The organism is Microbacterium sp. MPR-TSA4 (assembly GCF_058792815.1).
In genome coordinates, this window is the sequence record NZ_JBXAFF010000005.1 from 1 (window position 1) to 20,573 (window position 20,573).

17 protein-coding genes are annotated in these 20,573 nt (G+C 71.9%); 7 read left to right on the plus strand and 10 right to left on the minus strand.

Features of this window, described 5'->3' with window-relative positions:
* Positions 1–40: 40 nt before the first annotated feature.
* The 5 genes from AC1Q49_RS04335 to AC1Q49_RS04355 all read right to left on the minus strand — a co-directional run bounded on the left by AC1Q49_RS04335 (position 41) and on the right by AC1Q49_RS04355 (position 5,702).
* Positions 41–877 (minus strand): type IV toxin-antitoxin system AbiEi family antitoxin domain-containing protein, encoded by an 837-nt coding sequence (locus tag AC1Q49_RS04335; protein ID WP_492491060.1) that lies wholly within the window; start codon positions 875–877, stop codon positions 41–43.
* 632 nt (positions 878–1,509) lie between these two features.
* Positions 1,510–2,289 (minus strand): phosphate ABC transporter ATP-binding protein PstB, encoded by a 780-nt coding sequence (pstB, locus tag AC1Q49_RS04340; protein WP_060960447.1) that lies wholly within the window; start codon positions 2,287–2,289, stop codon positions 1,510–1,512.
* 15 nt (positions 2,290–2,304) lie between these two features.
* Complete coding sequence (gene pstA / locus AC1Q49_RS04345) at positions 2,305–3,405, minus strand: phosphate ABC transporter permease PstA (RefSeq protein ID WP_060960446.1); 1,101 nt, start codon at positions 3,403–3,405, stop codon at positions 2,305–2,307.
* Complete coding sequence (gene pstC, locus AC1Q49_RS04350) at positions 3,402–4,403, minus strand: phosphate ABC transporter permease subunit PstC (protein ID WP_060960445.1); 1,002 nt, start codon at positions 4,401–4,403, stop codon at positions 3,402–3,404. Before pstC ends, pstA begins: the two co-directional genes overlap by 4 nt.
* 171 nt (positions 4,404–4,574) lie before the next feature.
* Positions 4,575–5,702, minus strand: coding sequence for a phosphate ABC transporter substrate-binding protein PstS (locus AC1Q49_RS04355; RefSeq protein WP_060960444.1), 1,128 nt, complete (start codon positions 5,700–5,702; stop codon positions 4,575–4,577).
* 192 nt (positions 5,703–5,894) lie between these two features.
* On the opposite strand from AC1Q49_RS04355, the gene AC1Q49_RS04360 reads away from it, so the two are divergent.
* Genes AC1Q49_RS04360 through AC1Q49_RS04370 form a run of 3 tightly spaced genes read left to right on the plus strand, consistent with a single transcriptional unit; the run spans position 5,895 to position 11,741 of the window.
* Positions 5,895–6,512 carry a hypothetical protein gene (locus AC1Q49_RS04360; protein WP_492491061.1) on the plus strand — a complete coding sequence of 206 codons (618 nt, stop codon included), beginning with the start codon at positions 5,895–5,897 and terminating at the stop codon, positions 6,510–6,512.
* Position 6,513: 1 nt separating this feature from the next.
* Complete coding sequence (locus AC1Q49_RS04365) at positions 6,514–10,443, plus strand: Pls/PosA family non-ribosomal peptide synthetase (protein WP_492491062.1); 3,930 nt, start codon at positions 6,514–6,516, stop codon at positions 10,441–10,443.
* A complete protein-coding gene (locus AC1Q49_RS04370) occupies positions 10,440–11,741 on the plus strand; it encodes a M1 family metallopeptidase (RefSeq protein ID WP_492491063.1) in 1,302 nt (433 codons plus the stop codon). Before AC1Q49_RS04365 ends, AC1Q49_RS04370 begins: the two co-directional genes overlap by 4 nt.
* 130 nt (positions 11,742–11,871) lie before the next feature.
* On the opposite strand, the gene AC1Q49_RS04375 is transcribed toward AC1Q49_RS04370, so the two are convergent.
* From AC1Q49_RS04375 to AC1Q49_RS04390, 4 genes are all read right to left on the minus strand, one after another.
* Positions 11,872–12,414, minus strand: coding sequence for a 4'-phosphopantetheinyl transferase family protein (locus AC1Q49_RS04375; protein ID WP_492491064.1), 543 nt, complete (start codon positions 12,412–12,414; stop codon positions 11,872–11,874).
* Between the two features lie 2 nt (positions 12,415–12,416).
* The gene (locus AC1Q49_RS04380) at positions 12,417–13,355 is read right to left on the minus strand and encodes an NUDIX hydrolase (protein WP_060959917.1); all 939 of its coding nucleotides are present in this window, start codon (positions 13,353–13,355) and stop codon (positions 12,417–12,419) included.
* Positions 13,352–15,520 carry an RNA degradosome polyphosphate kinase gene (locus AC1Q49_RS04385; RefSeq protein WP_492491065.1) on the minus strand — a complete coding sequence of 723 codons (2,169 nt, stop codon included), beginning with the start codon at positions 15,518–15,520 and terminating at the stop codon, positions 13,352–13,354. Before AC1Q49_RS04385 ends, AC1Q49_RS04380 begins: the two co-directional genes overlap by 4 nt.
* Positions 15,521–15,589: 69 nt before the next feature.
* Positions 15,590–16,288 (minus strand): response regulator transcription factor, encoded by a 699-nt coding sequence (locus tag AC1Q49_RS04390; protein WP_060959915.1) that lies wholly within the window; start codon positions 16,286–16,288, stop codon positions 15,590–15,592.
* 124 nt (positions 16,289–16,412) lie between these two features.
* Here AC1Q49_RS04390 and AC1Q49_RS04395 point away from each other — a divergent pair, with 124 nt between their 5' ends.
* The 4 genes from AC1Q49_RS04395 (at position 16,413) to AC1Q49_RS04410 (ending at position 19,693) form a co-directional block, all read left to right on the plus strand.
* Positions 16,413–16,700, plus strand: a complete 288-nt coding sequence (locus AC1Q49_RS04395) for a hypothetical protein (RefSeq protein WP_061782262.1) — start codon at positions 16,413–16,415, stop codon at positions 16,698–16,700.
* Between the two features lie 134 nt (positions 16,701–16,834).
* Positions 16,835–17,440 (plus strand): nitrobindin family protein, encoded by a 606-nt coding sequence (locus tag AC1Q49_RS04400; RefSeq protein WP_061782263.1) that lies wholly within the window; start codon positions 16,835–16,837, stop codon positions 17,438–17,440.
* A gap of 7 nt (positions 17,441–17,447) precedes the next feature.
* Complete coding sequence (gene ygfZ / locus AC1Q49_RS04405; RefSeq protein WP_492491066.1) at positions 17,448–18,545, plus strand: CAF17-like 4Fe-4S cluster assembly/insertion protein YgfZ; 1,098 nt, start codon at positions 17,448–17,450, stop codon at positions 18,543–18,545.
* A 5-nt stretch (positions 18,546–18,550) separates the two neighbouring features.
* A complete protein-coding gene (locus AC1Q49_RS04410) occupies positions 18,551–19,693 on the plus strand; it encodes an FUSC family protein (RefSeq protein ID WP_492491067.1) in 1,143 nt (380 codons plus the stop codon).
* 21 nt (positions 19,694–19,714) lie between these two features.
* Here AC1Q49_RS04410 and AC1Q49_RS04415 read toward each other — a convergent pair whose 3' ends face one another.
* Positions 19,715–20,554 (minus strand): class I SAM-dependent methyltransferase, encoded by an 840-nt coding sequence (locus AC1Q49_RS04415; RefSeq protein WP_492491068.1) that lies wholly within the window; start codon positions 20,552–20,554, stop codon positions 19,715–19,717.
* Between the last annotated feature and the right edge of the window lie 19 nt (positions 20,555–20,573).

The window sequence follows — 20,573 nt, forward strand, 5'->3', positions numbered from 1 at the left end:
GGTGCGGGGTGGCGGCGGGGGCGCGGGCGTGGCAGTGCGGTCAGAGGTGATGCTGCTCGGCGCGGCCGAGGGTCGCGAGGGCGCCGACGATCGCGGCTTCGACGAGGTCCCAGTCGTGCACGATCATGGCGTAGTCGAACCGCAGCGTCATGAAGCCCCAGATGGCGGCGGTGGCATCGCGGACGAGGTCCTTGTGGCGGTGCGGCGCGCCATCGTGGTTGTCGACGCCGTCGGCCTCGACGAGCAGCCGGTCGCCGATGAGCGCGTCGACGACGCCGATCCCCGCGATGCGCCGTTGGGTCCGTACGCGAAGGCCGAGGTGACGAAGCCGCCACCGCAGCAACGACTCGAGGCCGCTGTCCGCGTCATCCCGTGCGAGGTCGAGCGCTTCGCGCATCGCGGCGGTGCTGCGCCGTCGCAGCCACCGACGGCCGCTGTCGTCGAGCTGACCGAGCCGCAACGCCGACTCGAGCACGACGAAGAACTCCTCGACGCCGTGGCACCGCGCGATCTGCAGCAGCAGCCGCGGGATCGACGGCGTGCTCCCCGGCGGGCCGAGCGGCCCGTCGTCCCAGTGTTCGACGCACCCGCATCCGTTGGGGTGATACGTGCGCTGCCCGTCGCAGAGCCAGACGTGCGCCCGCGGGTCGGCGGTCAGCACCCAGAGCCCGAGGTGCTTAGCGGCCGTGATGCAGGCGAGTCGCCCTCCGTGCCCGGCCACCGCACGCGCGGCATCGCACGCATCGGCGATGACGTACACGCCCCGGCGTCGGCGTTCGAGGATGCCGGCTCGCAGTTGCTCTCGCAGCTGGGTGCGCGACAGGCCCGACCGCCGCAGCATCGCGGTCGTCATCACGGCCGGTCGGACATCGCACATGCCGACATCGTCGCCAGTCTGCGTGACGGTGACGGGCGAAGTCCCGGCATCCGTGGACGGAGTCGTGTGTCGGCCGTCTGTGGAGGAGCCTGTGGCCGGCTCATGCCCGACCCGAACTGCAAGGTCGGGGGAGGGACACGCCGGGGTGGATGCCGGCGTGGCGTCGTGTCGGGTCGGATCCCTTGCAGTTCGGTTCGGCGCCCGAGTAGCCGAGCGGCCCGGCGGCGCAGGTGGGTGCCTGGGGTGGTCATAGCTCGGGGGACCGAACTGCAAGGTCGGGCGAGGGACACGCCGGGGTGGATGCTGTGGTGCCGGCGTGTCGTGGGGGAGCCCTTGCAGTTCGGTTCCAAAACCCAGCGGCCGGGTGTCCCGGGCGTTCCGGGCGGCGCGGGCGGGTGCGTGGGGTGGTGACAGGTGCGGCGGCATCCGGGGGACGCGACTGCAAGGTCGGGCGAGAGACACGCCGGGGTGGATGCTGTGGTGCCGGCGTGTCGCGGGGGAGCCCTTGCAGTTCGCACCCGAACCGAGCCGGGACACGACCCCAGCCCGCTCCACGACCTCAGCCCCCCCACGACCGACGCGGCCCCGCGGCGCACGGAGCGCGGCAGGGCCGGACAGCGATCAGCGGTCGCTCACCCGAAGCGGCCGGAGACGTAGTCCTCCGTGGCCTGAACGGACGGGGCCGTGAAGATCGTGTCGGTGTTGTCGTACTCGATGAGCTTTCCGGGCTTGCCCGTGCCGGCGATGTTGAAGAACGCCGTCTTGTCGGAGACGCGGGAGGCCTGCTGCATGTTGTGCGTGACGATGACGATCGTGTAGTCGGACTTCAGCTCCTGGATGAGCTCCTCGATCGCGAACGTCGAGATCGGGTCGAGGGCGGAGCAGGGCTCGTCCATGAGGAGCACGTCGGGGGAGACGGCGATCGCGCGCGCGATGCACAGACGCTGCTGCTGGCCGCCCGACAGGCCCGCACCGGGCTTGTCGAGGCGGTCCTTGACCTCGTTCCACAGGTTCGCGCCCTGCAGGGAGCGCTCGACGAGGGCATCCGCGTCGCTCTTGGAGATGCGCTTGTTGTTGAGCTTCACGCCCGCCAGCACGTTCTCCTTGATCGACATCGTGGGGAAGGGGTTCGGCCGCTGGAACACCATGCCGACGTGGCGGCGCACGAGCACCGGGTCGACGCCGGGACCGTACAGGTCGTCGCCGTCGACGAGCACCTTGCCCTCGACGTGGGCGCCGGGGATCACCTCGTGCATGCGGTTGAGCGTGCGCAGGAACGTGGACTTCCCGCAGCCCGACGGGCCGATGAACGCCGTGACGGCGCGGGGCTCGATATCCATCGACACGCCCTCCACGGCGAGGAAATCGCCGTAGTAGACGTTGAGGTTCTCGACTTCGATGCGCTTGGACACTGGTGCCTTCCTTGCTTAGCGTGCCTTCGGCGCGAAGACCTTCGCGACGATCCGGGCGATCAGGTTGAAGATGACGACGAGGATGACCAGCAGCAGCGCGGCACCCCAGGCCTGGGCCTGGGAGGCGTCGATGTCCTGTCCGGGGAAGCTGTAGGCCGTGTAGGCCATGACCGGAAGGGTCTGCATGGGTCCGTTGAACGGGTCGGAGTTGAAGTTGTCGGTAAAGCTGGCCGCGATGAAGATCGGCGCGGTCTCGCCGATGACGCGGGCGACGGCCAGCACGACACCGGTGATGATGCCGCTCGCCGCCGTCCGCAGCACGACCTTGATGATCGTGGTCGACCGCGGCACGCCGAGGGCGAACGACGCCTCGCGCAGGTCGGCGGGTACGAGGCGCAGCATCTCCTCCGTCGAGCGGATCACGATCGGGATCATGAGCACGCACAGGGCGATGGATGCCGAGAAGCCACTGAACGCCTTGGGTCCGACGATCAGGGCGAACAGCGAGAACGCGAACAGACCGGCGACGATCGACGGGATGCCGGTCATCACGTCGACCAGGAACGTGATGGCGCGTCGCAGCGGATTGTTCGGTTGGGCGTACTCGACGAGGTAGACGGCCGCCAGGATGCCGATCGGCACGGAGATCAGGGCGGCGATCCCCGTGATGATGAGGGTGCCGACGATGGCCTGGAGCGCGCCCGGGGTCGAGACGACCGCCAGCGTGTCGGGGTCGAACGTCGTGCCGCCGACCTTCGTCACGAAGTCCCACGACATGACGCCCATACCCTTGGACACGACGGTCCACAGCGTGGAGATCAGCGGTGCGACGGCGAGCACGAAGGCCGCCGTGACCAGGCCGCGCACGACGCGGTCGGTCGACTTGCGCCGGCCCTCGACGATGGCGGAGAACACCCCGATCGCCAGCAGGTAGACCAGGGCGCTGAAGATGAGCCACGTCGCGACGTTGAACCCGCCGAGCACGAGCTGCAGCGCCGCGATCACCGCGAGCGAGACGGCGAGGACGATCGGCTCGATGAAGCGGGGCAGCTGGCCGCTGGTCAGCGACAGCGGCGGCGTCGAGGTCGTTGCGACGGGCGTGCTGAGCTCGGTCACGAGCGCTTTCCTCTCTTGCGGCCCTTCGAGCCTGGACCGGTCGCCCCGATGATGTAGCGGGCGAGCATGTTCACGGCGAGCGAGACGACGAACAGCATCAGGCCGGTGCCGATGAGGGCGGAGCGCTGCAGATCGGTGGCGATGGGGAAGTTGAGGGCGATGTTCGCCGCGATCGTCTGCGAGTTGTAGCCGTCCGTGAGCAGCGCGACGGAGAAGATCAGGCTGGGCGAGATGATGAGCGCGATGGCCATCGTCTCGCCGAGGGCGCGCCCGAGGCCCAGCAGCGTGGCCGAGACCATGCCGCTGCGGGCATAGGGGATGACGGCCAGGCGCACCATCTCCCAGCGGGTGGCCCCGAGGGCGAGGGCGGCCTCCTCGTGCAGGCGCGGCGTCTGCAGGAAGATCTCGCGGGTGATCGAGGTGACGATGGGCAGGATCATCACGGCGAGCACGACACCGCCGGCGAGCATCGTCGATCCCGTGCTCGAGACCGGACCCTGGAACAGCGGGATCCACCCCAGGTACTGGTTGAGGAAGTCCGCGAGCGGCAGCAGCAGCGGCCGCATCACGATGATGCCCCAGAGGCCGAACACGATGGAGGGGACGGCGGCCAGCAGGTCGATGATGTAGCCGAGGAAGCCGGCGATACGCCGCGGGGCGTAGTGCGAGATGAACAGCGCGATGCCGATCGCCACAGGGGTGCCGAGGACCATGGCGATCAGAGCTGCCCAGATGCTTCCCCAGAGCAGCGGGGCGACGTAGTCCCAGAAGCTGGTCCAGTCCTTGTTCTGGTACCCGGCGAGGTCGCCCTCGCTCCAGTTGGCCGTGATCGCCGGCAGACCCTTGAGGATCAGGAAGATGGCGACACCGGCCAGGATGATCATGATCGACACGGCCGCGGTGGTCGACAGGCCGAGGAAGACGGAGTCCCCGGCGCGACGCTTTCCGACGATGTTGGATGCCGGTTTCTGCGCGGGTGCGGTCTTGACGTCAGCCACGACGAACCCCCAGGTCGGGCAGGGTCATGTGTTCTCCTCGGGTCGGGAAGATCGCAGAGTCGGGCTGTGCTGTCCGGCTCAGCAGGACCGTCGATCCGGGGATCGACGACCCTGCTCAGCCAGGTCCGGTCTGCGCAGCGTGAGCCGCGCAGACCGGACCGGGACGAGGTGTTACTTGATCGCCGCGAGCGTCTTCGCGGCGTCGGCCAGCACCGACTCGGGAAGCGGCGCCGATCCGGCGTTCTTCTCCGCGACCGACTGGCCGAGCGAGCTGGTGACGAAGCCGAGGTACGACTTCACGAGCTCCGCCTGCGCGGCGTCCTTGAAGGTGGAGCAGACGACAGCGTACGAGACCAGCGGGATCGGGTACGACTCCGGGGTCAGCTTGCTGTAGTCGAACTTCTTCGACAGGTCGCCGGCGACGCCGTTGGAGTTGTCGACCGCGGCGGCCTCGAAGGTCTTCGAGACGGCCTCGCCGCTGTACGCGACCGCGGTGCCGTCGGTGACGATCGAGGCGGCGTTCAGCGTGCCGATCGCGGAGTGGTCGGCGTAGCCGATGGTGCCCGAGCCCGCCTTGACGGCCTCGACGACGCCGGAGCCGCCCTTCTGCTTCGAGACGTTGCCCTCGACCGGCCAGTCCTTGCCCGCGGGGAAGGTCCACACCGACGACTGGGTCGCGGCGAGGTAGTTGGTGAAGTTCTGGGTCGTGCCGGAGCCGTCCGAGCGGGCGACCGTGGTGATCGCGCCGGCGGCCAGAGCGGTGCCGTTGTCCTTCGTGATGGCCGGGTCGGACCAGTCGGTGATCTGGAGGGCGAAGATCTTCGCGATCGTCTCGCCGCTCAGCTGCAGCTTGGTGACGCCGGGGATGTTGAAGATGATCGCGACGCCGTCGAGGTAGATCGGGATGTTGATCCCGCCCTCGGTGCACAGCGCCTTCGACTGCGCCGTCTGGTCGGCGTTCAGCGGCGAGTCGGAGCCGGCGAAGTCGTACGCGCCGCTCAGGAAGTTGGTGACGCCGCCGCCGGAGCCCTGCGACTTGTCGTAGTTGATCGTCACGTTCTTGGCGGTCGCGTTGTAGGCGGTCGTCCAGGCCTGCTGCGCGTTGGACTGAGCGCTCGAGCCGCCGGCGGTGATCGTGCCGCTCAGGTTCGGGTCGATCTGGAAGGCGACGTCCGAGCTGGTCGCCGTCGGGCTCGCGCTCTCGGCCGGCGTGTTGCCGCCGGACGACGCGCAGCCCGTCAGGGCGAGGGCGGCGACGGCCGCGAGAGCGCCCAGCTGGGAGATACGGGTGAGCTTCACTGTGAATCCTTCACGTTGTTCGGGAGATGCGGCCCGGTGCAGGGCACGCCCCGACGCTAGACAGCGACTCTTACCGGCCGGCGCTGTGGAGGTGAACGACGGGTTAACGATGCCGTGCGATCGCGTGCTCCCGCCGTCGCGGCGCGGCACCGGTTCTCCGACGGTTCACCTGGCACGCCTACGATGAGCGCCATGGGCACCAAGAGCACCTCCGAGCGCGCGGCGCGCGACGCCGTCACCGATGCATCCGCGGCAGCGAAGACAGCGGCCAAGACGGCGAAGAGCCTTCCCAAGAAGCTCGCCGCCGGACTGGAGGAGTACATCGAGGAGGCGCGCGACGCCGCGGACGTGTCGAAGAAGCGTCTGCGCCGCAAACCACGCGCCGTGACCCGCGAGGCCGAACGCGCCGTGCGCCGGCTGGAGCGCGCGGTCGCGAAGGCCGTCTCGGCGGCCGACCGCAAGGCGCGGCTTCGCGCCGAAGCCCGCCAGAGCGCGGCGGAGGCCGAGCGGGCCGCCGCCCGGGCTGCCGCCGAGGCCGCGGAAGCCAAGGCGTTGAAGAAGGCGGCCCGCCGTGCGGAGCGGGCCGCGGCGCGCGCGGATGCCGAGGCCGTCGCGGCATCCGACGCACTCGCGTCCGAGCTGGCCGCTCCGGGCGCCACCGCCGCCGCGAACACCGCCGCGGACCCGGGCGGACCAGCGTCGGAGCTCGCGGCGCTCACGGTCGCGCAGCTGCGCGATCGCGCCCGCACCGACGGCCGCTCCGGGTACTCGCGTCTGACCAAGGCGCAGCTGATCGATCTGCTCTCCTGACGTGACGGGCTCTGCGCAGACGGCACTGGACCGGTCGGCCGCCGCGCCGCCGGCCCGGACCCTTCTGGACGTCCTCCGGGCGACCACGCTCGCCTTCCCCGAGGCGTCCGCGATCGACGACGGCTCGGGTGCGCTGAGCTACCGCGAGCTGATTGCGCGGGTCGGGGCGACGGCCGCCCGTCTGCACGACGCGGGGGTGCGCCGCGGCGATCGCGTGGGCGTGCGGATGCCGTCGGGGTCGAAGGAGCTCTACATCGCGATCCTGGGGATCATCGCCGCGGGCGCCGCCTACGTGCCCGTCGACGCGGACGACCCCGACGAGCGCGCCCAGCTCGTCTTCGGGGAGGCCGGCGTGAGCGGCGTCGTCTCGGGAGCGGGGGAGTACTCCCCGGCATCCGGCGACACGGCCGTCGGCCGCGGCCTGTTCGACGGGGCGGCGCCGCACCCGGCGACGCAGGCGATCATCGCCGTGCCGCCGCCGAGCGTCGACGACGACGCCTGGGTCATCTTCACGTCGGGGTCGACGGGCGTGCCCAAGGGTGTCGCGGTCAGTCACCGCTCCGCGGCCGCGTTCGTGGATGCCGAGGCGCGCCTGTTCGTGCCCGATGCGCCGCTCGGGCCGCAGGACCGCGTGCTGGCCGGGCTGTCGGTGGCCTTCGACGCGTCGTGCGAGGAGATGTGGCTGGCGTGGCGTCACGGTGCGTGCCTGGTGCCGGCGCCGCGGTCGCTCGTGCGCTCGGGGGAGGATCTCGCGCCGTGGCTGCTGCGGCAGGGCATCACGGTGGTCTCCACGGTGCCGACCCTCGCCGCGATGTGGCCGGCCGATGCGATCGAGAACGTGCGTCTGCTCATCTTCGGCGGCGAGGCCTGTCCGCCCGAGCTGGCCGCGCGTCTCGTCGCCGACGGCCGGGAGGTGTGGAACACCTACGGCCCCACCGAGGCGACGGTCGTCGCGTGCGCCGCGCCTCTCGACGGCTCGGTGCCGGTGCGCATCGGCCTGCCGCTGGACGGGTGGAAGCTCGCGGTCGTCGACGCCGACGGGCAGCCGGTCGCCGAGGGCGGTGTCGGTGAGCTCATCATCGGCGGCGTCGGTCTCGCGCGCTACCTCGACCCCGCCAAGGATGCCGAGAAGTACGCCCCCCTGCCGACGCTCGGATGGGACCGCGCCTACCGCTCCGGCGACCTCGTCCGTTACGAGTCCGAAGGCCTCGTCTTCCAGGGGCGCGCCGACGACCAGGTGAAGGTCGGCGGACGTCGCATCGAGCTCGGCGAGGTCGAGGCGGCGTTGCAGGACCTGCCCGGTGTCACCGGCGCCGCGGCCGCCGTGCGCACGACCGAGGCCGGGGTCCCCGTGCTCGTCGGCTACCTCGCGGCGCCGCCCGACTTCGACCGCCTGGCGGCGCGCGCCGACCTCGCCGCACGTCTGCCCGCGCCCATGGTCCCGCTCCTCGCGGTGGTCGACGAGCTGCCGGTGCGCACCTCCGGCAAGGTCGACCGTGCCGCGCTGCCGTGGCCGCTGCCGAACGTCGAGCTGCCGGCCTCCGACCTCTCCCCGGGCGAGGCCTGGCTCGCGCAGCAGTGGCTCGCCGTCCTCGGGATGCCGGTCGTCGATCGCAAGGCGGACTTCTTCGACCTGGGCGGCGGTTCGCTCGCCGCGGCGCAGCTCGTGTCGCGGCTGCGCACGCGTGTGCCGGAGTTCTCGGTCGCCGACATCTACGACGTGCCCCGTCTCGGGGCGATGGCGAAGGCGCTCGGATCGGGCCTGCAGGAGGAGGCGTCGACCACGTTCCACCGCCCCGAGCCCACGCCGCGCCGCGCGCAGTGGGCGCAGACCGTGCTCGCCGTCCCGCTGTTCATCCTCTCCGGCATCCGATGGATGCTGTACCTGCTCACCGCTGCGGCCCTGCTGCAGCTGGTCCCCGGCTTCGACGTCCTGCCCGATGCGCCGCTGTGGCTGCTGGTGGTCGGCCTCGTCGTCTTCGCGACGCCGTTCGGTCGCATGGCGATCGCCGCGGCATCCGCTCGACTGCTGCTCGCCGGCGTCCGCCCCGGCGACTACCCGCGCGGCGGCTGGGTGCACATCCGACTCTGGCTGGCCGAGCAGATCGCCGACCAGGTGGATGCCGTCGGGCTCGCCGGAGCGCCGTGGGTGAGCTACTACGCACGGGCGCTCGGTGCCCGCATCGGCAGCGGCGTCGATCTGCACGCCCTGCCGCCGATCACCGGCATGCTCGACATCGGGGACGGCGCGGCCATCGAGCCCGAGGTCGACCTGTCGGGGTACTGGATCGACGGCGATGTCGTGCGCATCGGCGGCATCCGCATCGGCGCCGGAGCCACCGTCGGCTCGCGCAGCACGCTCGCTCCGGGAACGCGCATCGGCCGCCGAGCCGAGATCGCTCCGGGCTCCGCCGTGTTCGGCCGCGTCCGCGCCGACCAGACCTGGGCCGGCTCGCCGGCGGTGCGCGTCGGCGGCACGTCGGCGCAATGGCCGGTCGAGCGGGCGCCCGCGCCGAACCGCTGGCTGTGGGCCTACGCCGCGTCGGCGCTGGGTCTTGCCCTGCTGCCGCTGGTCGCCTTCGCGGCGGGCGGGCTCGTCGTCGCCCGCGGCATGGTGGGCGCCTCGTCGCTGGCGGCGGCGCTCGGCGGTGCGCTGGTGTGGCTCGTGCCCGGCGTCATCGTCGCGGGGCTGGTCTTCGCCGCCGTCGTGGTGCTCGCGGTGCGCCTGCTGTCCGTCGGGCTGCGGGAGGGCGTCCATCCCGTCCGCAGCCGCATCGGGTGGCAGGCGTGGACGATCGAGCGCCTGCTCGACTCCGCCCGCACCATCCTGTTCCCGCTGTACTCGAGCCTGTTCACGCCGGTCTGGCTGCGTCTGCTCGGGGCCCGGGTGGGCCGTGACGTCGAAGCATCCACCGTGCTGCTGATCCCCTCCCTCACCCGCATCGAGGACGGTGCCTTCCTCGCCGACGACACGATGGTCGCCTCCTACGAGCTGCACGGCGGCTGGATGCGGCTCGGGCCCGTGCGCATCGGCAAGCGCGCGTTCCTCGGCAACTCCGGCATGGCCGCGCCGGGGCACCGCGTGCCGCGCGACGGCCTCGTCGCCGTCCTGTCGGCCGCGCCGGTGAAGGCCAAGCCGGGATCGTCGTGGCTGGGCTCGCCCGCCGTCCGGCTGCGGCGGCGCTCGGCGGAGGGCGACGAGTCGCGCACCTACCGGCCGCCCGTGCGGCTGCGGGTCGCGCGCACGCTCTGGGAGCTGTGCAGGTTCGTCCCCGTCGTCGTCACCTGCGCGATCGGGCTGCTGGTCGTCTTCGTGCTGGCGGCCCTCATCGAGGTCGCCGGACTCGGCGTCGCGATCCTGCTCTCCGGCGTCGTCCTGCTGTGCGCGGGCGCCGTCGCCGCGGGCGTGTCCACGGCCGCGAAGTGGCTGATCGTGGGCCCGATCCGCGCCGGCGAGCAGCCGTTGTGGTCGAGCTTCGTGTGGCGCACCGAGGTGTCGGACACCTTCACCGAGATGGTGGCCGCGCCGTGGTTCGCGCGGGCCGCCACCGGCACTCCGGCGCTCGCGGTCTGGCTGCGCTCGCTCGGCTCGCGCATCGGCCGCGGCGTCTGGTGCGACAGCTACTGGCTGCCCGAGCCCGACCTGGTGACTCTCGGGGACGGATCCACCGTGAACCGGGGATGCGTCGTGCAGACGCACCTTTTCCATGATCGAATCATGAGCATGGACACCGTCGAACTCGCGGCCGGGGCGACCCTCGGACCCCACAGCGTCATCCTCCCGGCGGCCAGTATCGGCGCCCACGCCACGGTGGGCCCGGCATCCCTGGTCATGCGCGGCGAGACCGTGCCGGTGGGATCGCGCTGGAGCGGCAATCCCATCGGTCCCTGGAACGCCGTCACGGTGCGCGCGTACCAGTCCACCTCGTGAGCGGGCACGACCCCTACGCCCCCGAGAGCGGCGATCCGGGCTTCGACGTCGAGTCCTACGACGTGGCGATCGACTACCGCGTGCGCACCAACCGGCTGGAGGGGCGCGCGACGATCAACGCGGTCGCCGCCGCACCGGTGTCGGCAGTCAGCATCGACCTCGTGGGGCTGCGGGCCTCGCGGGTGCGCGTCGACGGCGACCGTCGCACGCGGTTCGCGCAGGGTCCGCGCAAGCTCCGCGTCACGCTGCCGCACCGCATGCAGCCCGGGGAGCGGTTCTCGATCGAGGTGGTCTACGCCGGCGCCCCCGCCCCGCGGCGCTCCCGCTGGGGCACGATCGGGTGGGAGGAGCTCGAGGACGGCGCGCTCGTGGCCTCGCAGCCCACCGGGGCGCCCACGTGGTTCCCCTGCAACGACCGTCCCGACGCGCGGGCGCCGATGCGACTGGCGGTGACGACGGATGCCGGCTACCTCCCCGTGCTCACGGGACGACCGGCCGCGCAGGCGACGGCCGGCGGACGGGTGACGGTCACGTCGGTGTCCGCCGTGCCGGTGGCCACCTACCTCGTCGCTGTGCACATCGGCCCGTACGAGCAGACCCTGCTCGGATCCCGCGACGACGGCGACGGGATGCGGGTGTTCGCCCCCGCCGGGCTCCGCCGTGAGGTGACGCGGGCGTTCGCGGACGTCCCGCGCATGCTCGCGTTGTTCGAGGAGTCCTTCGGCCCGTATCCGCAGGAGGCGTGCACGCTCGTCGTGACGCCCGACGAGCTCGAGATCCCGCTGGAGGCCCAGGGCCTGGCGGTCTTCGGCAGCAACCACCTCGTGCCCGAGGAGCAGCGGCTGATCGCCCACGAGCTCGCCCACCAGTGGTTCGGCAACAGTGTCGGCATCGGGCGCTGGAGCGACATCTGGCTCAACGAGGGCTTCGCCTGCTTCGCGGAGTGGCTGTGGTTCGAGCGGTCCGGCGCGGCGACGGTGGCGGAGAAGGCGGCGAAGCACCACGCCCGTCTGCGGGCGCTGCCGCAGGATCTGCTGCTCAGCGACCCCGGACCCGATCTCATGTTCGACGACCGCGTCTACAAGCGGGGCGCGCTCACCCTCTACGCCCTGCGGTGCCGCATCGGTCCTCCGGCGTTCGCGCGGGTGCTCCACGACTGGGTCGAGACGTATCGGCACGCACTCGCGACGACCGACGACTTCCGCGCGCTCGCCGAGCGCGTCGCCGGCCGCGACCTCGACGACGTGTTCACGCCGTGGCTCGACCGCACAGAGCTGCCGCCGCTGCCGCGGCCGTAGGCCCGCCGCCTGCGCCTGCGGCCGCGCTTACGCCCGCGCCGGTAGCCCGTGACGAACGTCGGAGTTGTGATCGCGCCGACGCCGATGGCCGCGTGTCGCGAGCGCTTTCGGCACGAATCTCCGACGATCGTCACGCGCCCGCGGCGACTCGTCCCGCGTCGGTGAGAACAGCGGCGCAGACGAGGACCCCGGGGGGACCCTCGACCTCCGCCCCGTGCACGACCCGCGCGGTGCCCGGCAGCCGGGCGACCCAGCGATCGTCGCCGTCGCCGGCGATCGCGACGGATGCCGCGTCCACCGCCAGTCCGCGGCCGTCGGCCTTCAGCGCGGCCTCGGCGCGAACCCACCGCCGCAGCCCTCCCGGGATGCCGCCCGCCGCCTCGCGCACCGGATCGTGCAACGGCTCGGCGTCGAGGGCGAACCCGTCGGCGGCGTCACGGGGGAGGATGCCGACGACCGCCGTCGCCCCGGCGTAGGTCACCGCCGCCCACCAGGGCGCACCGCGGAGCTGCACCGGGCCGTGCGCACCCCCGCACCGGGGGCACGGGTTGGTCAGCACGACCTCGGGCGCCCCGGCCTCCGCCAGCAGCGTCCGCAGCAGCGCCCACGCGGCCTCGCGCCGAGCGATCCGCCCGGGCGGCACCGGACCCCACGCGAGACGCAGGCCCTCCACCGCTACAGCTTCGGCTCGTGCGTCTCGATCGCGATGATGCCGGATCCCGGATTGGTCGCCGACAGGTGCACGACGGAGAACGCTCCCGTGTCCAGCGCCGAGGCGCTGCCCAGGTACGACCCGTGCAGGGTGCCGGTCGCGAGGGCGAGCTCCGACAGGATGCCGGGAAGCACCGGTCCGTGACTGCACAGCACCGCGGGCTTGCGCGAGCGCACGCGCCGGCCGATGACGGCGCGCACGTCGGAGGTGCCGTCCTCCCAGGCGTCCTGGCTGAGCGCACTCGTGCGGTGGATCTCCTTGCCGAGGCTCGCGGCCAGCGGCGTCACGGTCGTGACGCAGCGGACCGCGTCGCTCGAGACGATCTTGCGCACACCGAACGCGCGGAGCGGGCCGACGGCGGCCGCCGCCTGCTTCGCCCCGCGAGCGGTGAGGGGACGCGCCGCATCCGCACCGTCCCAGTCCTCGCGGGGGAGCGCTTTGGCGTGGCGCAGCACGACGATCGGGAACGTCGCGAGCACACCGTCGTCGACGTAGCGCAGGAACTCCTCGAGGATCTCCACGTCGACCGGGTACGAGAGCTTCGCGAGCGCCTTGCGCGGCGACAGCCACTCGATCGCGGCGATCTCCTTGTTGGGCACGAACGCGGACGCGCGGATCGCGGCATCCGTCGCCTCCGCCGACCAGTAGTGCACGATCTTCTGCCGCTTGTTGGGCATGCGGTAGCGCGAGACGCCGACCGGGATGCCGAGCGCGACCCGGATGCCGGTCTCCTCGAAGATCTCGCGGACGGCGGTCTCGGCCAGGCTCTCGCCGGGATCGACCTTGCCCTTCGGGATGGTCACGTCGGCGTAGGCCGTGCGGTGGATCACGAGGACGCGGAGCTTGCCGTCGACGACGCGCCAGACCACTCCGCCGGCGGCGTAGACGGCGGTGTCGGTCATCGCACCGCCCGGGCCCGCCGCCGACGCTGCACCTGCGTCATCGTGCGGTCCTGCAGATCGATGAGCGGCCTGCCCTCGGCATCCGTGCTGTGGCGCTGCCACTCGCCGCTGTCCTGGAGGTGCCAGGAGCTCGTGTCGTCGCTCATCGCCAGATCGAACAGGTCGACGAGCTCCTTGATCTGGGCCGGCGCCACGACGCGGACCAGGGCCTCGACGCGGCGGTCGAGGTTGCGGTGCATCATGTCGGCGCTGCCGATGAACACCTGCGGTTCGCCGGCCCCGGCGAACGCGAAGATGCGCGAGTGCTCGAGGTAGCGGCCGAGGATCGATCGGACCGTGATGTTGTCGCTCACGCCGGGCAGCCCCACCTTGAGCGAGCAGATGCCGCGCACCCAGACGTCGACGCGCACCCCGGCCTGGCTGGCGCGGTACAGGGCGTCGATGATCTGCTCGTCGACCATCGAGTTGACCTTGATGCGGATGTGGGCCGGCTTGCCCTCGAGGGCGTGGCGCCGCTCGTTCTCGATCTGGCGCAGCAGCCCCTTGCGCAGGTGCAACGGGGCGACGAGCAGGCGCTTGAACTTCTTCTCGATCGCGTAGCCGCTGAGCTCGTTGAACAGGCGCGTGAGGTCACGGCCCACCTGCTCGTCGGCGGTGAAGAGCCCGAAGTCCTCGTAGATGCGGCTGGTCTTCGGGTTGTAGTTGCCGGTGCCGATGTGGCTGTAGCTGCGCAGCATCCCGTCTTCCTCGCGGATGACGTGCAGGAGCTTGCAGTGCGTCTTCAGCCCGACGAGGCCGTACACGACGTGCACGCCGGCCTTCTCGAGCTTTCGGGCCCAGACGATGTTCGCCGCCTCGTCGAAGCGCGCCTTGACCTCGACCAGTGCGAGCACCTGCTTGCCGCGTTCGGCCGCGTCGATGAGCGCCTGGACGATCGGGCTGTCGCCCGAGGTGCGGTACAGCGTCTGCTTGATGGCGAGTACGTGCGGGTCGCGCGCCGCCTGCTCGAGGAAGCTCACGACGCTCGTCGTGAACGACTCGTACGGGTGGTGCACGAGCACGTCGCCCTTGCGGATCGCCGCGAAGAAGTCGGCACGGCCGTTCTGCTCGAGCGGCTGGAACGCCGGCGCCGTCGTCGGCACGTGGGCCGGGTAGTGCAGTTCGGGCCGATCGATGCGGGAGAGGTCGAACAGGCCCCGCAGGTCGAGGTGGCCCGGCAGGCGGTACACCTCCTGCTCGGTGATGTCGAGCTCGGCGATCAGGAGGTCGAGCGTGACGTCGTCCATGTCCTCGGTGACCTCGAGGCGGATCGGGGGACCGAAGCGTCGGCGCAGGAGCTCCGCTTCGAGGGCCTGGATGAGGTTCTCGGTCTCGTCCTCCTCGATCACGACGTCCTCGTTGCGCGTCAGACGGAACGTGTGGTGCTCGAGGATCTCCATGCCCGGGAAGAGGTCGCCGAGGTGGTTGGCGATGAGCTGCTCCAGCGGCAGGTAACGCGCCCGCCCGGGCTCGCCGGGGACGGCGACGAAACGGGGCAGCATCGGCGGAACCTTCAGACGCGCGAACTCCTGACGGCCCGTCTTGGCGTTGCGGATGCGGATCGCGAGGTTCAGTGACAGGCCCGAGATGTACGGGAAGGGGTGCGCCGGGTCGACGGCCAGCGGCATGAGCACCGGGAACACCTGCGACTGGAAGTAGTCGGAGAGCTCGTCGCGGTCGGCGGCGGTCAGATCGTCCCAGGAGATCACGTCGATGCCGGCGTCGGACAGGGCCGGCTGCACCATGTCGAGCCAGACGGCCGCTTGACGGAGCTGCAGCGCGTGGGCGGCATCCGAGATGTCGGCGAGCACGTCCTGAGGAGCGCGGCCCACGTTGGTCGGCACGGCGAGCCCCGTGACGATGCGTCGCTTGAGCCCCGCGACGCGGACCATGAAGAACTCGTCGAGGTTGCTGGCGAAGATCGCGAGGAAGTTCGCGCGCTCCAGGACCGGCAGCGAGGGATCCTCCGCGAGCTCCAGCACGCGCTGGTTGAACGCGAGCCAGCTGAGCTCGCGGTCCATGTAGCGGTGCTCGGGGAGCTGCGCGTCGCCGTCTTCGACCATCTCGTCGAAGTCGTCGTCGTCCTCGTCGCCCAGCCCGGTGTCCAGAACGTCGGTGTCGATCATTACCTCATCATGTCAGGGCCAGGTGACCGCCGCGTTAACCGCGTGGTCGATCGTGCGCCCGCGACGAGATCAGGCCTGGGAGGCCTCGCGGGGCGAGGGGATCTGGTCGTCCTCGTAGACGTTGAACCGGTACCCGACGTTGCGGACGGTGCCGATGAGCTGCTCGAGGTCGCCGAGCTTGGCGCGCAGACGCCGCACGTGTACGTCGACCGTGCGCGTGCCGCCGAAGTAGTCGTATCCCCATACCTCGCTCAGCAGCTGCTCGCGCGTGAAGACGCGCGAGGGGTGCGTCGCGAAGAAGTGGAGGAGCTGGAACTCCTTGTAGGTGAGATCCAGCGGCTTGCCGTGCACCTTCGCCGAGTAGGACGACTCGTCGATCGTGATGCCGGAGGTCTGGATGCGGCTGGACACCTGCGCCGCCGACTGCCGCCCCACCGCGAGCCGGATGCGCGCGTCGACCTCGGCGGGGCCCGCGCCGACGAGGATGACGTCGTCGATGCCCCAGTCGGTCGACACGGCCGTCAGTCCGCCCTCGGTGACGACGAGCACCAGGGGGGCGTCGAGCCCCGTCGTGTTGAGGATCTTGCACAGCGACTTGGCGCCCACCAGGTCGGTGCGCGCGTCGACGAAGATCACATCGGAGCTCGGCGCGTTCACGAGCTGGGCGGGCTCGGCCGGGATCTGCCGCACGCGATGACTGAGCAGCTCGAGCGCGGGCAGGACGGGACTGCCGCCCGGGGCGGAACTCAAGACGAGCAGCTGAGCCAATGGGGTCCCTTCCGGTCCTGATGCCCGAACCGTGCCCCCATCTTAGAACCCGGGCGCGGCGGCGACGTGCGCACGTGCGGACGCGGTGAGTGCGCGGACGCGGCGCGTCGGTGACAATGGACCCATGACGCTTCCCGGATTGGCGCCCCGCGCCGGATACGGCGGCATCGTCGGGGTCTGGGTCGCCGGCGCCGTGATCGCGATCGCGATCGGCATCCTCGCCCCCGACGAATGGCGCGCCGCATGGATGCCGGTCGGCATGGCCGCCTGCCTCATCCTCGCGTTCGTGGTGCAACTGGTGCAGGGGCACTCGCAGGGCTTCCTCCGCCGCGTGGCCGCGAGTGCGCTGGGCGCGTTCGTGGTGATGGGGCTGATCGGGCTCGGCCTCGGACTCTCCAGCATGTTCTCGTGAAGGTAGAGTGAGGGTATGGACCTCGTTGCGCTCGAACTCTTCTTCGTCGGGTTGCTCGCGCTCGCCTCGCTCGCGATCGTCTTCGTGTCGGGTGTCGTGATCAAGAACCTCTACCGCGGCCAGCGCTGACGACCATGTTGGACCTGCCGACCGACCTGCCGGCGGATCTCGTCCCGCTCTCGTGGCTCCTGGGCGTCTGGGAGGGCACCGGGGTCATCGACTACGAGGCCGACGACGTCTCGTTCGGCGGCGAGTTCGCCCATCGCGTGAGCTTCAGCCACGACGGCGGCGACTACGTGAACTACTCCGCGAGCGCCTGGCTCCTCGCCGACGACGGCGCGCGCACGCCGCTCGTGGCCGAGACCGGCTACTGGCGCCTCGCCCGGCCCGCCGACGGCGGCGACGCGGGGCCGGCGCTGCTGCCGGCATCCGTCGCGCGCGCGACGCCGCGCACCGCGGACGACGTCGAGCTGCTGCGCAACGCGGAGGGCGGATTCGACCTCGAGGTGGCGCTCGTCCACTCCGACGGGGTCAGCGAGCTGTACGTCGGACAGGTGCGCGGGCCGCGGATCGACATCGCGACGGATGCGGTGGTGCGTCCGGCCAGTGCCAAGGCGTACACCGCCGCGACCCGCATGTACGGCCTCGTCGACGGCCATCTGCTGTGGGCCTGGGACATCGCCGCGCTCGGCGGAGAGCTCGCCTCGCACGCCTCGGCGCGACTGGCGCGGGTCGAGTGATCGCGCCGTGACCGACGACACCGCATCCTCCAGCCCCTTCGCCCGCGTTCCCGGCGCGGTCGTCGACGAGCGCGGACTGGCGCACGTCGCCGCCCCCACCCGTGAACAGCGCGATCTGATCGCGGGTCGTGCGCTGGCGCCCCTCGATGACCGGGTCGTGCTCGCCGTCGACGGGGTCGACCGGCTCACCTGGCTGGACTCCATCACGTCTCAGGCCCTCGCCGCGCTCGCCCCCGGCGTGAGCACCGAGCTGCTGGTTCTCGATCCGCAGGGGCACGTGGAGCACGCTGCATCCGTCGTCGACGACGGTGAGCGGACCTGGCTCATCGTCGACCGCTCGCACGCCGACGCGCTGCTGACGTGGCTCACGCGCATGCGCTTCCGCCTGCGCGTCGAGCTGCACGACCTGTCCGACCGGATGGCGGTCATCGGCGGTACCGGTGACGCCGTCGCGGCGCTTCCGGCGCTCGCCGTCTGGCGCGATCCCTGGCCCGAGGTCGGCGTCGGCGGGTGGGGCTACGCGCCCGCGACCCCGCATCCCGGCACCGCCTACGACTGGTCCGAGGCCGTCGTCACGGTCGACACCGCCGCCGACATCGCCGCCGCCGCGGCCTCCGGATCGCAGGCGGTGGCCGGGTGGATGGCCGTCGACGCGGTGCGTGTCGCCGCCTGGCGCCCGCGCGCCGACACCGAGGCCGACGGCCGCGCGCTGCCGCACGAGGCCGACTGGCTGCGCAGTGCCGTCCATCTGGACAAGGGCTGCTACCGCGGGCAGGAGACCGTCGCGAAGGTGCACAACCTGGGGCATCCGCCCCGGCGTCTGGTGTCGCTGCAGCTCGACGGGAGCGACGCGCGGCTTCCCGAACGGGGAGCGGAGGTGTTCTTCGGCGAGGATGCCGTGGGCGCCGTCACCTCGGTCGCGCGCCACCACGAGGAGGGGCCGATCGCGCTCGCGTACGTCAAGCGGACGACGCCGACGGATGCCGAGCTCACCGTCGCCGTCGACGGCGGTGTCGTCGCCGCCGCGCAGGAGGTCATCGTGCCGCCCGACGCGGGCCGCACGGCCGCCGTGCCCCGCATGCCGCGGCTGTCCCGGCGTCGCTGACCGCGGTGGCCGCCGTCCCCCCTCCCGAGCCGCCCGGGAAGCCCCGGCCCTCCGCGTCGCCGCCGACCGCGGCGATCGCGACCGGATGGCGCGCGCGCTGGCATCCCCGCGTCGGCGTGGACCGCGTCGTCGCGTCGGCCCCCGCGATCGTCCAGATCGTCGTCGCGGCGACGGTCTCCTTCTCGTTCGCCCACTACGTGCTCGGCCACGCCGCGCCGCTGCTGGCGGCCACCGTCACCGTCTCGAGTCTGGGGTTGGTGCGCGACGCGCGCCCGCGCCGCGTGCTGGAGACGGTCATCGGCATGATCGTCGGCATCCTCGTCGCCGAGATCATCGTGCTGGTCGCCGGCATCGGCTGGTGGCAGCTGGGTCTCACCCTCGCGGCATCCCTCGTCATCGCCCGCTTCCTGTCGCCGCAGCCGGCCTTCGCCATCGCGGCGGCGATCCAGTCGGCGATCGTCATGGTGATCCCCGTGAGCGTGCCGTTCCTGCGGATGATCGACGGCGTGGTCGGCGGCGTCACGGCCCTGCTGGTCACGGCGCTGCTGCCGCGCAGTCCGCTGCGTGCCGTGACGCGGGAGGGCGCGGAGCTGTTCGCGGCGTTCGACGGCGCCCTCGCGACCCTCGTGCAGGCGCTGCGGCGCGGTGACCCCGGTCGGGCCGAGCGCGGGCTCAGGAAGGCGCGGGCGCTGCAGGGGCTCGTCGACCAGTGGCGCGCGGGCATCGAGTCGGGCTCGGAGATCGCACGCATCTCGCCGTTCCTGCGTGCGCAGCGTCCGGAGTTCGAGCGTCAGGAACGGGTGCGCGTGCACGTCGACCTCGCAACCCGCAACCTCCGTGTGATCGCGCGGCGCATCGTCTACCTGTGCGACGACCGCACCGCGCGGCCGATCGCCGCCGACCTGCTCAACGAGCTCGGCGCGGGTGCGCGGCTGATCGCCGACGCGCTCGGCGACATCTCGTACGAGCCGGCGGCGCGGGAGGCCGTCCGCGCGGTCGCGGGCCGCCTCGATCCCGGGGTGCTCGCGGACCGCAGCTCGGCCGTCGACCAGACCCTCATCGGGGCGATGCGCCCCCTCGCCGTCGACCTCATGACCGCGGCGGGCATGCCCGCGGACGAGGCGCGTGCCGCCATCCCGCGGGTCTGAGCGGGATCGCCGAGCGGTCGGTCAGGAGGCCGGGGCGACCAGCGTCCACGGCACGGTGACCTCGCCGAGGCGCCAGCGTGCGCGTCCGCCGACGGGCCAGCCGGCGCCGTGCAGCGCGAGCAGGGCGGTGCGCCACCGATGGACGGGACCGAACGACGCGGTCGCGACGGCGCGCGTCCACTCCTCGTCGAGCGCCCGCAGGAAGCCGTGCACGGGCTCGCCCGGGACGTTGTGGTGGATGAGGGCCTTCGGCAGCCGCTCGGCGGCGATCGCGGGCGCTTCGAGCGCGGACAGGCGCAGCGACAGCGTCAGGGTGCGCGGCACGGCGTCGGCGCCGATCTCGAGCCAGGTGCACACCCGCCCCTGCTCGTCGCACGTGCCTTCCACGAGGATGCCGTCGGGCTGAAGTCGTCGCGCCATGCGCGACCAGGCCGCCGGCACGTCGGTCTCGTCGTACTGCCGCAGCACGTTGAACGCCCGCAGCACGGCGGGACGCCGATCGTGCGGCGCGGGCACCTCGAACCCGCCACGGGCGAACGCGACCCGCGCGTCGGGGGCGAACGGGGCGCGGCCCGCGCGCACGCCGTCGAGTTGGGCGCGCGCCCGTTCGACGCGGCCGGGATCGATCTCCAGTCCGAGCACGTCGACATCGGGACGCACGCGCCGCAGCCGCTGCTCGAGCTCCAGCACCGTCACGGCGCTCGCCCCGTAGCCCAGGTCGACGACGAACGGATCCGCGGCGCGGCGCAGCACCGGATGCCGCGCGATCCAGCGGTCGATGCGGCGCAGCCGGTTGGTGTTGGTCGTGCCTCGCGTGATCTGACCGACGACGCCGCGGGCGGGGGCTTTCTCCGGCGGCATCCCCCCATGATGCCAGCGC

Bases quoted from the DNA above. Each gene is read 5' to 3' on its own strand.
- AC1Q49_RS04335 (WP_492491060.1), bottom strand. From the start codon at position 877: ATGTGCGATGTCCGACCGGCCGTGATGACGACCGCGATGCTGCGGCGG.
- AC1Q49_RS04380 (WP_060959917.1), bottom strand. From the start codon at position 13,355: ATGACCGACACCGCCGTCTACGCCGCCGGCGGAGTGGTCTGGCGCGTC.
- AC1Q49_RS04415 (WP_492491068.1), bottom strand. From the start codon at position 20,554: ATGCCGCCGGAGAAAGCCCCCGCCCGCGGCGTCGTCGGTCAGATCACG.
- AC1Q49_RS04395 (WP_061782262.1), top strand. From the start codon at position 16,413: ATGACGCTTCCCGGATTGGCGCCCCGCGCCGGATACGGCGGCATCGTC.
- AC1Q49_RS04400 (WP_061782263.1), top strand. From the start codon at position 16,835: ATGTTGGACCTGCCGACCGACCTGCCGGCGGATCTCGTCCCGCTCTCG.
- AC1Q49_RS04360 (WP_492491061.1), top strand. From the start codon at position 5,895: ATGGGCACCAAGAGCACCTCCGAGCGCGCGGCGCGCGACGCCGTCACC.
- AC1Q49_RS04385 (WP_492491065.1), bottom strand. From the start codon at position 15,520: ATGATCGACACCGACGTTCTGGACACCGGGCTGGGCGACGAGGACGAC.